The sequence below is a fragment of the Agrobacterium larrymoorei genome, assembly GCF_037722385.1.
Lineage (GTDB): Bacteria > Pseudomonadota > Alphaproteobacteria > Rhizobiales > Rhizobiaceae > Agrobacterium > Agrobacterium larrymoorei_C.
The window spans coordinates 256,867-269,974 of the sequence record NZ_JBBKAQ010000004.1 but is presented as its reverse complement, the minus strand read 5'-3'; the positions used below and the strand labels follow the sequence as shown (position 1 = coordinate 269,974).

Annotated in this window: 9 protein-coding genes; 5 read left to right on the top strand and 4 right to left on the bottom strand. The window is 59.2% G+C overall.

Going from position 1 to position 13,108, the window contains the following annotated elements; genetic code table 11:
• Nucleotides 1-141 precede the first annotated feature (141 nt).
• The gene (omp10, locus tag WKI41_RS09445; protein ID WP_340193221.1) at nt 142-510 is read right to left on the bottom strand and encodes an outer membrane lipoprotein Omp10; all 369 of its coding nucleotides are present in this window, start codon (nt 508-510) and stop codon (nt 142-144) included.
• Nucleotides 511-702: 192 nt separating this feature from the next.
• On the bottom strand, nt 703-2,145 hold the full coding sequence (locus WKI41_RS09440) for a homospermidine synthase (protein WP_340193220.1): 1,443 nt from the start codon (nt 2,143-2,145) through the stop codon (nt 703-705).
• A gap of 240 nt (nt 2,146-2,385) precedes the next feature.
• Between WKI41_RS09440 and WKI41_RS09435 the strand changes: the two genes are divergently transcribed.
• Together WKI41_RS09435 and WKI41_RS09430 are read left to right on the top strand one after the other, a co-directional pair.
• Nucleotides 2,386-3,294 carry a diguanylate cyclase gene (locus WKI41_RS09435; RefSeq protein ID WP_340193274.1) on the top strand — a complete coding sequence of 303 codons (909 nt, stop codon included), beginning with the start codon at nt 2,386-2,388 and terminating at the stop codon, nt 3,292-3,294.
• A 108-nt stretch (nt 3,295-3,402) separates the two neighbouring features.
• Nucleotides 3,403-3,660, top strand: a complete 258-nt coding sequence (locus WKI41_RS09430; protein ID WP_340193219.1) for a DUF333 domain-containing protein — start codon at nt 3,403-3,405, stop codon at nt 3,658-3,660.
• A gap of 63 nt (nt 3,661-3,723) precedes the next feature.
• On the opposite strand, the gene WKI41_RS09425 is transcribed toward WKI41_RS09430, so the two are convergent.
• Both WKI41_RS09425 and WKI41_RS09420 read right to left on the bottom strand, forming a co-directional pair.
• Complete coding sequence (locus WKI41_RS09425; protein ID WP_340193273.1) at nt 3,724-4,359, bottom strand: aminotransferase class IV family protein; 636 nt, start codon at nt 4,357-4,359, stop codon at nt 3,724-3,726.
• A gap of 87 nt (nt 4,360-4,446) precedes the next feature.
• Nucleotides 4,447-6,303, bottom strand: coding sequence for a M3 family oligoendopeptidase (locus WKI41_RS09420; protein ID WP_340193218.1), 1,857 nt, complete (start codon nt 6,301-6,303; stop codon nt 4,447-4,449).
• A gap of 170 nt (nt 6,304-6,473) precedes the next feature.
• Here WKI41_RS09420 and WKI41_RS09415 point away from each other — a divergent pair, with 170 nt between their 5' ends.
• The 3 genes from WKI41_RS09415 (at nt 6,474) to WKI41_RS09405 (ending at nt 12,864) form a co-directional block, all read left to right on the top strand.
• Nucleotides 6,474-8,021 (top strand): sigma-54-dependent transcriptional regulator, encoded by a 1,548-nt coding sequence (locus tag WKI41_RS09415; RefSeq protein WP_340193217.1) that lies wholly within the window; start codon nt 6,474-6,476, stop codon nt 8,019-8,021.
• A 208-nt stretch (nt 8,022-8,229) separates the two neighbouring features.
• Nucleotides 8,230-10,107 (top strand): DUF882 domain-containing protein, encoded by a 1,878-nt coding sequence (locus WKI41_RS09410; RefSeq protein ID WP_425341007.1) that lies wholly within the window; start codon nt 8,230-8,232, stop codon nt 10,105-10,107.
• Between the two features lie 552 nt (nt 10,108-10,659).
• Nucleotides 10,660-12,864, top strand: coding sequence for a hypothetical protein (locus tag WKI41_RS09405; protein ID WP_340193215.1), 2,205 nt, complete (start codon nt 10,660-10,662; stop codon nt 12,862-12,864).
• Nucleotides 12,865-13,108: the final 244 nt, after the last annotated feature.

The following is a 13,108-nucleotide window of genomic DNA, read 5'->3' as shown; positions in this document are numbered from 1 at the left end:
ACAGCCATTCGAAGGCATGTTTCCATCTTGAGGCATCTGCCGCAAGTAGAATTGTCATGGTGATTGCGCAATAAAAAACGCGCGCTGCACGCGCGCGTTGAAACAACAGAGGGGTTCTGCGTTTGGAACAGGCCTTTCGGCTCAGCCCTGACGGTTCAGCGTGAACTGGCTGTTGCTGTCCGTGGTGCAGTTCAATTGACCAGGCGAGATCAGCGCGCAGTTGACGCGCGACTGGGTGTTGCGCACCAGCGAGGTCATGTTGATCTCGTAAAGGGTCGGAGAGATCGCCACATAGGTTCCGGATGCCAACAGCGTGTTGGTATCGGAAGAACGGGTAGAGAAGGAACCGTTCTGGAAGGTGGAGACGATGCCGTTGCGGTCGATCCAGCGGCCATCCACTGCGGGGCGCTGCGAAATCGACGGCATGGGCCGCACGGGGCTGGATGCTGGAGCACAAGAAGAAACGGCGACTGCCGCCAACAGCAAGGCAATACTTGTCTTGAAGTACATTATCTTTTCTCCTGCGATTCTTCAGCCGATGGTTAATGACCATGGCGCGAGTTCTGGTCTATTGCAAGCGAACGACAGGCGATACACACCAGTTCCTATAACCCGTGACAAAACCGCAGGCGTGGCAAAACTGCATCAATGCGGATATTGAAGGCCTGAGCTTTAGCCCAAGCGCCTACCTCTCCATCAGGCTCAGCGCACCAGAATGTTGCGGAACTGCCAGGGATCGTCCTTGTCGATATCGTCCGGGAAGAAACCTGGGCGACCGTCAAGCGGCGTCCAGTCGGTGTAATGGCCTTCGACGGGGCCGAGATAGGGCTTCTGGATTTCGAGGCACCGGCGATAGTCCATCTCATCGGCTTCAACGATGCCGACAGTTGGGTTCTCCAGCGCCCAGACCATGCCGGCCAGAACCGCGGAACTGACCTGAAGGCCGGTGGCATTCTGGTTGGGGGCAAGCTTGCGCGCCTGTTCAAGCGTCAGGCGCGAGCCGTACCAATAGGCGTTCTTGTCATGGCCGTAGAGCAGCACGCCGAGTTCGTCTGCGCCATCAACCAGCTCTTCTTCCGTCAGCACGTGTTGCACGCTTTGCGCCTGTCCGCCATTGCCGAACATTTCATAAAGCGACAGAACCGCGTCGTTGCAGGGGTGGTAGGCATAGTGGCAGGTGGGGCGGAAAGCGACTTTGCCGTCCTCATCGCGCACGGTGAAGTAGTCGGCGATCGAGATCGCCTCATTATGGGTGACGAGCAGGCCATATTGCGCGCCATGCGTCGGGCACCAGGTGCGCACGCGGGTATCGGCACCCGGCTGCTCCAGATAGATGGCGGCCTTGGAGCCCTTCTGGTGCTTCTTGGCGTTTTTCGGCTTCCACTTTTCATGGCTGCCCCAACCGAGTTCGGCGGGCTGCAAGCCTTCGGCGATGAAGCCTTCGACCGACCAGGTGTTCCAGAAGGTGCCGAAGGGTTTCGGCTCGCGGGCGCGCTGCGTGTCGCGCTCTGCCACATGCACGCCTTTGACGCCCAGGGTCTGCATCAGCTTTGCCCAGCCTTCGCGGTCGCCGGTTTGCGGCTCCTCGATCATGACACCCATATCTTTCGCCAGGTTGACGAGCGCCTGCTTGACGAACCAGGAGACCATGCCGGGATTGGCCCCACAGGTGGACACCGCGGTCGTGCCGCCCGGATGCTTATCCTTGGCCTTCAGCATGGTCTGGCGCAGCCAATAATTGGTGCGGGCGGAATTGTCGGCCTTCTCATCGAAGTAAAAGCCCGGCCACGGTTCGACGACGGTATCGATATAGAGCACGCCGTGCTTGCGGCAGAGCTTCATCAGATCGACGGAAGATGCGTCCACCGACAGGTTGACGCAGAAGCCGCCTTTTCCGCCCCTGACCAGCGGCGTCATCACGTCCTTGTAATTGTCCTTGGTCAGATGCGTGCGGATATGGCGGATGTTGCGCTCGTCCAGATAAGGAGCGATATCCTCGCGCGGGTCGATCACCACCAGCTTCGACATGTCGAATTTGAAATGCCGTTCAATCAGCGGAAGCGTGCCACGGCCAATCGAGCCGAAACCGATCATGATGATGGGGCCGTTGATCTCCCCGTAGATCGGGTATGCTGCTTCCGTCATTTCAATTTCCTTCGTGAACCACGTTCAAGCCAGATTATCCATTCGTATCAATAAAGTACAACCACATGACGCGAATATGAAGCACATCTTCATTCTCTCTTTACTACGGAGAATAATGCATCCTTTCTCACAATCGCAATTTTGACACGAGCCGATATAATCATCCGCTAAACGAGCGGCCATGAGGGACGCTGGCCGGATTTCAGGTGGCGAATGTTCCGTCATGATGAACAGTCTTACATGGGCAGTCTTCTGGAGCGCGTCGGCGCGTTACAAGACATAACGCCCGTTCTCATTGCGCTTTACGATACGGAAGATCGCGTCCGCTATGCGAACCGCGCCTTTCGCGAGGCCTTCCATCTTTCCGAAGACAGCTTTCCCACTTGGGCCGAAATCATCCGGATGAACCACGAGAGCCGTGAGGGGCTGATCATCAACACGGCGGATTTCGAGGCCTGGCTGCTTTCCGCCCAATCCCGGCGCGGCAAGCAGCCTTTTCGCGGGCTTGAACTCGACATGCATGACGGGCGCTGGATCTGGATGACGGAGACGGTGGAGACCGACGGCTGGATGCTGTGCGTCGGAACCGACATCACCGCACTTCGCCAGAACCAGCGAAGCCTGAGGCAGGATCGCGACATTGCGATGCGCGCCGCGCAGACCGATGAATTGACCGGCACCTCCAACCGCCGCTACGTGTTTTCCCGTCTCGCAGGCCATGCGGACAACGTCGACAAGGACATCGAAACGCCGTTCGGTGTCTGCATCATCGATATCGATCTGTTCAAGGCGATCAACGACCGCTTCGGCCACCAGGGTGGCGATGCGGTGCTGCGTGATTTCGTCAAGCTTGCCCATTCCACCATCCGCCGCCCGGATTGTTTCGGGCGTGTCGGCGGCGAGGAATTCATGCTCGTCATGCCACGCACCGGGCTGGACGAATGCGCCTCGATCGTCGGTCGCATTCTGGAAAAGGCAGCCGAGTCACGTCCTTTCGCCGATCATCCCGGCTTTTCCTACAGCTGTTCTGCCGGCATTGCGCTCTACAAGGCGGGCGAGGGCAGCAACGAACTCTACCACCGCGCCGACCGCGCGCTCTATCTCGCCAAGCAGAATGGCCGCGCTCGGCTGGAATGGATTGTCAATTAGGTCTTTCTACCAAAGCCTGTTCTAAATCATATATTTAGCCAAAGATTGGCCCAGATTTCGGTGATATTCCCGAGTGCCGCATCAGCGGTCATTCAAGAGGAATATGCAATGAAAACGATATTGGTCTTAATTTCCATCAGTGTAACGAGTTTTGGCCTTGGTTCGAGCGCAATGGCTATGAGCAATCCCGCTTCAGATTTCTGCTTGAAGATGGGTGGCCGCTCCGTGAACGCCAAGTTGTCTTCCGGCGATGAAATAGGCCTTTGCTATCTCACGAAAGACAAGATCGTTGAGGAGTGGACATTGTTCCGTATGTTCGGTGGTAAGGTTCCGTCGAAGTCGAAGAACCCCTTTCTCGCCAAATGAAACTGATGTCTCAGCGAGCCTCAGACGGGTCTTATCCAGACCCGTCGATCATCACTGCGCAAATTAGACCAGCTCGGCCGGCACCAGTCCGTGCAACGAGTTTCCGACGAAAATCTTTCGGCCTTTCAAGTCTTCGGGTCTCAGCGCTTGTCCACGCGCCTTGCGCTCGCGGATGAGATCGGCGCGCAGCACGCCGGGTAGGATGCCGCTATCGAGCGGCGGCGTCAGCAACTGGCCATCCGGGCTTTCGACGAAGAGGCTGGTGGTGGAGCCTTCGCAGATCTCGCCACGCTCGTTGAGAAGCAGCACTTCGTCCGCCTCTTTGGATGAAAACTCGGCACGCGCGGCATCATAGGGTTCGCGGCGAGAGGATTTGTGCCGGTAGAATGTGTCGCTGGAATCGAGCCTGGTCTGTTCCGCAATCTTTAGCCGCCAGACGGCATCCGGCGCAAGCGGCTTGAAGGGCTCGGCGGCAATCTCCAGTTCGCCCTTGTAGTTCATCACCAGGGCAACCTTCATAGGGCCATCGCCGTTCACGGTGGTCTTCAAGGCAGAAGCCGGATCGTTTGGCGCACGAAAACCCAACGCGTCGGCAGAGCGCAGCAGACGGCGCAAATGCTGCTCCAGCCGCTGGAAGCCGCTTTGCGGCTCCCATCGCAATGTTTCCCTCAAGGTAAGGTCAGCGGGTTTGCGCTTCATGCTCATGGTCCGTCTTCTGCATCTGTGCGACGGGATATAAAAACCGGCGAAGCTTGTCCGAAATGGGAGCGTCGCCGATTTTTGTTGTCACGGCCTCATTTTGACGGCGTCGAGGGCTTCCAGCTCGTCGATCAGGCCTTCGATCATCGACAGGCCCTTGCTCCAGAAGGACGGGTCGGTGGCGTCCAGCCCGAAGGGTTTCAGAAGCTCCGAATGGTGCTTGGTGCCGCCGGCCTTCAGAAGCTCGAAATACTTCGCCTGGAAGCCTTCGTCGGCATTCTGATAGACGGCATAGAGCGAGTTCACCAGGCAGTCGCCAAAGGCGTAGGCGTACACATAGAAGGGCGAGTGGATGAAGTGGGGGATATAGGTCCACCATGTTTCATAGCCTTCCGAAATGCGGATCGCCGGCCCGAGGCTTTCTTCCTGTACCGATAGCCACAATTCGCCGATCTGTTCGGCGGTCAGTTCACCCTCCTTGCGGGCGGTGTGCACCTTGCGCTCGAATTCGTAGAAGGCGATCTGGCGCACCACCGTGTTGATCATGTCCTCCACCTTGCGCGCCAACATGGCCTTGCGCTCGCGCGGATCGGTGGTGGCTTCCAGAAGCTTGCGGAAGGTCAGCATTTCGCCGAAGACCGAGGCCGTTTCAGCCAGGGTCAGCGGTGTCGCGCACATCAGCGCACCCTGCTCGCCGGCAAGAACCTGATGCACGCCGTGGCCAAGCTCATGGGCGAGCGTCATCACATCGCGCGGCTTGCCGAGATAATTTACCAGAACATAAGGATGCGCTGAGGGCACAGTCGGATGGGCAAAGGCGCCGGGTGCCTTGCCGGGACGGGCGGGTGCATCGATCCATTCCTCGTCGAAGAAGCGGCGGGCAATATCGGCCATTTCCGGGGCGAAGGCGCCATAGGCGGAAAGCACCATGTTTTTTGCTTCGCCCCAGGGAATGATGGCATTGGACGTGTCCGGAAGCGGCGCGTTGCGATCCCAGTAGTTCATCTGCTCCATGCCAAGCCAGTTGGCCTTCATCTTGTAATAGCGATGCGACAGACGCGGATAGGCTTCGCGCACGGCATCTGCCAGCGCATCGACCACTTCGCGCTCGACGCGGTTTGCCAGATGTCGGCTGTCGGCAATGTCTTCGAAGTTGCGCCAGCGGTCGGAAATTTCCTTGTCCTTGGCGAGCGTATTGGTGATCAGCGTGAAGACGCGCAGATTGTTTTTGAAGGTGGCGCTGAGTGCGGCTGCTGCCTTGCGACGCGTTTCGGGGTCCGGCTCCTGCAGCATGTTGAGCGTCGGCTCCAGGGCCAGGCTTTCGCCGTCGATCTCGAAGCGCAGATCGGTCATCGTCTCGTCGAACAGGCGGTTGAAGGCGGCGGCACTGGTCATGGACTTTTCGAGGAAGAGCTGCTCCAGGCTGTCATCCAGCTGATGCGGCTTGTCCTTGCGCAGGTCCACCAGCCACGGCTTGTAGTGCGCAGCAAGAGCATCCTTCTCGAATGCGGCATCGATCAGCGCATCGTCGATGCGGTTCAGTTCCAGCGGGAAGAACAGCAGGTGCGAGGCGATATCGGTGAGCTTCGCCTGCGCATCGCCATAAAGCTTGCCATTGGCCGGGTTCGACGTGTCGGAAAAATAAGTGAGGCCAGCAAAGGAGCCGATGCGACCAAGAATGTCGTCCAGCGCTTCATATTCTCTCAAGGCTGCACCGATGCCGTCATCGCCGGAACGGCCAGCGGCAGCTTCGAGCTTGCCCTTCCATTTCGCCTCGAATGCCTTGGCGTCGCTTTCCGCCTTCTTCAGGTCGCCCTTGTATTCGGCGGAGTCGGCTGAGGGGTAAAGATCGGAGAGTTTCCAGACCGGCAGGTCGCCGAGAGCAGTGCTTGCGCTTTCGGCGGGAGAGAAGGCAGGCATGGGGGTCGATGTCTTCAAGGTCATGAAACGCGTCCTTTTTGTCTTCGCATCGAAGCATATGGGTGCCTTTGTTTCCGGTGGCAATGCTTAAAATGCAAGCATTTCTTACAACCCGATGTTGAAGTCTTGCGTGGCAAAGTCGGGCCAAAGAGCCTGCATGAGGCAGGTTCATAAACCGGAAATCGGAGCTCGAGATGACCGCCCACGTTCTCATTGTCGAAGATGATCCCGTCCAGCGCCGCGTGTTGAAACAGGCCGTCGAGCAGAATGGACATGTGTGCCTGTTGGCCGAGAGCGGCAAGGCAGGGCTTGGGCTGTTGAAGACCCGTGGGACCGAAATCGGCGTCGTGATCATCGATATGACGATGCGCGGGCTGGATGGTCTCTCCTTCATCCAGTCGGCTCACGATCTCGGCATGGATATTCCCGTCATCGTTCAGACCGGGCAGGGCGGCATCGATGTGGTGGTCGAAGCCATGCGGGCGGGCGCTTTCGATTTCATCGTCAAGCCGGTGACGGCGGAGCGTCTTGGGACGGCGATTGCCGGTGCGCTGAAATCCGACGAGCCGAAGGGCCGCGCTCTGCGGCGCGTGCGCCATCAGCCGGTTGGACTTGCCGAGATCGTTTCTGCAAGTCCCGCCATGACACGCGTGGTGGATTTGGCGAAGCGCGCCAGCCACTCGACCATTCCCGTGGTGCTGGAAGGTGAGGCGGGCGTCGGCAAGGAGATGATCGCGCGCGCCATCCATGCGGGCAGCGACCGGGCGACGAAGCCATTCGTCATTTTGAATTGCAGCGCGATTGCGCCTGAATTGATCGAGAGAGCATTGTTCGGCGGCGTGGCGGCGGATGGCGAAGACGAGCTGGCGCGCCAAACGGGAAAATTCGTGGAGGCCGATGGCGGCACACTCTTCATCGATGAGCTTGGCGATTTGCCGCTTGAGGTGCAGGTGAAGCTTCTGCGCGCCGTGCAAAGCGGTGAGGTTGAGGCAGCCGGATCGGCCAAAAGGCGCAAGGTCAATGTGCGGTTGATTTCCGCCACAGCAAAAAACCTGATCGACGAGGTGAAGGAGGGGCGCTTTCGCGAAGACCTCTATTATCGTCTCAACGTCTTCCCCATCACCATTCCGGCACTGCGTCGCCGCAAGGAGGACATTCCCTTCCTCGCGCGCGCCTTCGCCGATCGCTTTTCCATCGAGCAGAAACTGCCGCAGACCGTCGGCGTCAGTGCTGCCGCTCTTGCGCTACTGACCGCCTATGACTGGCCGGGCAATATCCGCCAACTGGAAAACGCCGTCTTCCGCGCGGCCGTTCTGGCGCAGGGGCGCGAGTTGACGCCAGGCGATTTCGTGCAGATCGCCGCACAGGTCCCAGGCTTCGAGGGAGAGACGCGCGAGAGAGATCCGCACGCCGCGGATCGACCCGTGGCAGGTACCGTCCCCTCTTTGGTGGAAGGCAAGACATCCCAAGTGCCGGTAACGCGGGAAACTGCAAGCGAGGAGGCAAACGTGGCAGATGATGGCATTTTCCCCGGCGGCAGTCTGATCGCCAGCACAGACGAGACCGGCAATGTGCGCACCATTGCCGAAATCGAAGAAGAACTGATCCGCTTCGCGTTGCGCTTCTATCGCGGGCAGATGAGCCAAGTGGCTCGAAAACTGGGTATCGGACGCTCCACTCTCTACCGAAAGTTGAAGGATTATGGCATTGATCCTGATGATCCGATGCATGACGCCGCGTGAGCGATGTGGGCAGATGCCTAAATTAGGCGTTCGGATTTTTGTTAACCCCTGAGCAAGGATATTCGCTTACGCTTCATAAACCTCTTGTTAGTTGTCTGTTCACTATATAGAGGAAGGTTGTATGTGTGTGGCAAATTTGCCATCGTGTCACCGTAATTGAGGTTCAAGTGGGACAATGTGACAAATTGTCTGCCAGGCGGGGATCGAATTGCCATATCTGAATCGGAATAACGCGCATGCGGGCAAGTCTGCGCGCGGCTTGATCAAAGATATATGCACGAAGCTGTCGGCACGCGTTGTCACCTTTGCGTGCCTGATGCTAGCCGCAATGCCCATCCTCAGCGTTTCAGCGACGGAAGCCGCCGCCGAGACACGCAGTTTGAAGCTTTATTATATCCACACCAAAGAAAAAGCCGTCATCACATTCAAGAGAAACGGCAAGTACGACCAAAAGGGCCTGCAGGAGCTGAACCGCTTCCTGCGCGACTGGCGCCGCAACCAGCCCACCAAGATGGATCCGCGCCTTTTCGATCTCGTTTGGGAAGTGTATCGCCGCTCCGGCGCCACTGACTACATCAACGTCGTTTCCGCATTCCGCTCGCCTGAGACCAACGGCATGCTGCGTTCGCGCACCAAGGGTGTTGCCAAGCACAGCCAGCACACGCTCGGCAAGGCGATGGACTTTTTCATTCCCGGCGTAAAGCTTGCCCGCTTGCGTGAGATCGGCATGCAGATGCAGATCGGCGGCGTGGGCTTCTACCCGACATCCGGCTCGCCCTTCGTCCATATGGATGTGGGCAATGTTCGTGCATGGCCGCGCATGAGCCGCCAGGAACTCGTTCGCATCTTCCCGAACGGCAACACCATTCACCTTCCCGCAGACGGCAAGCCGCTGCCGGGTTACGACCAGGCTCTGGCCGATTACAAGAAGCGCGTCAGTTCCTCCTCCATTCAGGTTGCCAGCACCGCCGGTTCTGGACCCGCGACATCGTCTTCCGGCGGCAAGCGCAAGACCCTTCTTGCAGCGCTGTTTGGCGGTGGTGACGAGGACGAAGATTCCGATGAAGTTGCAACACCCGCCCCGGCTGGCCGCTCGCCTGCTGCTGTAGCGGAAGAGGCGGAAGAAGCTCCGGTTGCCGTTGCCTCGGCGCAGCCGGTACCAAGTGCGGTCAATGCACCGCTGCCAACCGCACGTCCGGCTTTCCGTGGCGAAGAAGGCTCGACTGGCCTCGCAACGGCGCTTTACTCTCCAGGTCGCAACGCTGCGCAGGATGCTCTCCAGGCTGCGACCACGCCGACGCCGACTGCCGCTCCGGCTGAACAGAAGTTCGCCGATCTTGCCGAAGTCTCCGTCCCGGTTCCGACCCTTCTTGGACCACGCGGCATGCGCGGCGATGCTCAAGGCTCGGTCATGACGGCGTCACTGGATCCTGAAAACGCACCGGCCGATGCACTGGTCGCGCATGTGCCGGTTCCGGCCAATCGTCCCGCCGTTGCCGAAGCCCTGCTTGCCTCGGCCAATGCGGATGCGGAAGGCCAGGATGACGAAGCCGACGCCCAAGCGTCGCTCTCTCCGACGGTCATTGCTGCCTTGGAACAGAGCGGACAGGATGCACGCTCTGCCGTGACGGCCGCCGCCATGCCGTCGGCTGCACCGTTCCCGTCATCGGCTGCTGCTTATGCTGCACCGACGCCAGTTGAGGCGCCGCGCCAGGTCGCCAAGCTTGATCCGATGGTGACGCCGAAGGCGAAGACCTTTGGTGACGAGTTCGATCCGAAGCCGGCAGCCGCCAACAATAGCGGCCTCAATGCCGGCCTGCCGACCAAGGGCGGTCGTCCGAGCAAGCAGGATGCCGTTGTCTCGCAGCAGGCTATGGTCAGCGGTGGACGCCTGACGCAGGAAGCGATTTCGGACTGGGCGCTCAGCCAGAACAAGGGTGCGACTGTTCGCGCCGTGAAGGCACCCCGCGTCAGCAACCGGATGCTGAGCCACGATATGTCGGCCTCCGCTGCCAATGCCAGCTTCCGCCAGGGTGCCAAGGCAATCGACTCCAGCCGCTTCAGCTCTCCGGTCAGAATGCCCTGAGCTGACTTTTAGAGCACTAGACACATCAATGACCCGGAAATCGATATCGATTTCCGGGTCATTTGTTTTTTGCAACGTTCTACCGCTTAGCGTTTTTGAAAGGATGCTTTCCAGAAGATCTCGCTCTGTCTTGGTCGGGACGCGCTTACCGTTAAGCGTGCTTGCGATTGAGAGCGTGTCCATTCTTTGCGAAGGATGCGCGGAGCTTTCGTCGGCCACGCGGCCACCTTGACGGGCCTCGGCGGCGCTGTTAACGCTTTCTTCATTGCTTTGTTTGTCGCGGCGAATGTTATGCGTGTATCGCCGCACGTTTTTAGTTTTGGTCGCGCAAAGGCAGCTGTCCTCAAGACGCTGCACGCATGAAGCTCTTTCAATGCGCAGGTTCTGACGAACCATGTCCCTGGTAAATTCCGTGTTCCTGTGTCGATGAAAGACGCGCCGTGAGGCCGTGTCGAAGTTCGTCTCAGCGCCTATCCTTCACCTGCAGGGATTGATCGCGAAGAGGCTGATCCGCCGTCACATGAGCATGGCCACTTGACGGTATCACGCGCCATGACATCGATTTCCCTGCTCGGCACACGCCAGATCGCCATGCTCTCCATCTCCACAATTGCGGGGTTGACGAGCGCCGATGTCGATTCCTTGAGCCCGGCGCAGATCAAGGCGCTGACCAGCAGCCAGATCGGTGCGCTGAACACCTCGGTAATCTCGTCGCTCTCCGCCAGCGATGTCGGCGCAATCGCACCGAAGTCTGTCATCGGTCTCACCCTGTCGCAATTGCAGGCGATTGGCACGACGCAGCTATCCGGGCTGACACCAACGCAGGTTGCCGCACTCTACAGCAGCCAGATCGATGGGCTGTCGAGTGTGTTGATCGAAGCATTCAACACTGCGCAAGTCGGCGCCTTGACCAGTGCGCAGCTCGCGACGCTGTCATCGAGCGAGATCAACAGTTTCACGGCTGACGAGTTGGCTGCCATCAAGAAGGCCAACTTGGCTGGGTTGTCGAGCGCCGCTATCGCCGGGCTGTCGACGACCAAGCTTGCTGCCATGACGCCCGCCCAGCTTGCGGCTTTCAGCCCATCGCAGATGAGCGCCTTGACGAGCACGCAGTTTGCGGCGCTGACGCCAGCGCAGATGGGTGCATTGACGCCGAAGCAAGTTTCAGGGCTGTCGACAGATGTCCTGCATAGCCTCAGTTCCGCTCAGGTCTCCGGCCTCACCACGCGACAGATGTCGGCACTGACGCCGGCGCAGTTCGATGCGCTGAGCAGTGCGGGATTAACGGCACTCGGCACGCAGCAGGTGGCCGGGTTGACGGCAGCACAGGCGGCGACGCTGACTGCAGCAGAGCTCAATAGCTTCTCGGCCGATGAGATCGCGTCGATCAAGAAGAATGCGGTCTCGGGCATCAGCACGGCTGCCATCGCCGGCCTTGCAACCAGCCTGGTCTCGGCCATCACCACGGCGCAGATCGCCGGTCTCAGCTCCGCTCAGTTGAGGGCCCTGACGGCCGCACAGCTTGCAACGCTTTCGAGCGGGCAGATCGCTGCCCTGAAGCCGGACCAGATTGCCAGCCTGACGACAGACGCGATCGCCGCCATGAACGATGCGACAGTGTCGGCGCTGACCACGCGGCAGATCTCCGCGCTCACCGCTGCGCAATTTGACGCGCTGAGCTCCGACGACATTGCACTGTTGAACGAGAACCAGGTTGCCGGACTGACGTCGGCGCAGCTTGCCACACTGTCTTCTGCCGAAATCAACCGCTTCACCACCGCAGAGATGGCCGCGCTGAAGAAGGGTGCACTGACGGGCCTGTCGCCAGCGACAATATCCGGGCTTTCGACGACGTTGATCGCGGCGTTGACGACGGCCCAGATTTCGGCCCTGAGTTCCTCGCAGTTTCAGGCGTTGACCTCGTCGCAGCTTTCGGCGCTGACTGCGACGCAGATCTCCGCTCTCAAGCCGCAGCAGATTGCCAATCTGTCGACGGCGGTGATTGCAAGCTTGAACGATGCAACGCTCTCGGCGCTCACCACCCGCCAGATCGGCTCACTGACGACGGCGCAGTTCCAGTCGCTCGACAGCGCCGATATCGCGCTTTTGAGCGCAACGCAGGTAGCGGGCTTGACCTCGGCACAGCTATCGACGCTGTCCGCCGATGAGCTCAACAGCTTTACAACGGCGGAAATTGCAGCCCTGAAGAAGAACGTGCTAAGCGGCCTGCCGACGGCGACGATTTCAGGACTCTCCACCAACCTGTTGTCTGCGATGACGCCTGCGCAAATCGCTGGCCTCTCCAGCGCACAGGTTAATGCGCTGACCTCAACGCAGATCTCTGCTTTGACACCAAGCCAGTTTGCGGCGCTCTCTACTACGCAGATCGCCACGCTTTCGACTGCGACCATTGCCAATCTCAGCACCGCGACACTTGCGGGCATGAGCACACGGCAGATCGCGTCTTTGACGACCTCGCAGTTCGACGCGCTGAGTTCGGACAGTATTGCGGCGCTCACCGAAGCTCAGGTCGCGGCCCTCAGCAGCAAACAACTGGCAACTCTGTCGGGTACTGAACTCAACAGCTTCACCCCCGGCGAAATCGCCGCCATCAAGAAAAGTGCGATCACAGGGCTCAGCACAAGCGCCCTCAGCGGTCTCGATGCCAGCCATCGTTCCGCCTTCTCATCCAATCAGATCGATGGGATGAGCACGGCGCAGGTCAACATCGTGATCGCGGCCTATCAGAGTGTGTGATTGAGAGATGCGCCGGGTGGTTAGGTGCCGCGAAGCCGCACCGATCATCGGCGGAATCCGGACCAAGTTTCGTGCACGGCTTGCCTGTCTCAGGAGGGAAGGATGAAGCCTGACGGCACAGGCCCAAAGAATCCGATCCGATTTCGGGGAAGCACGATGCGCAGTTTCGAAGAAGATGGAGTGTCTTCTTCGCATCTAAAAGACGCACGGCCGTCTAAGAGAGACGTCTCAAACCCGCTCTAGG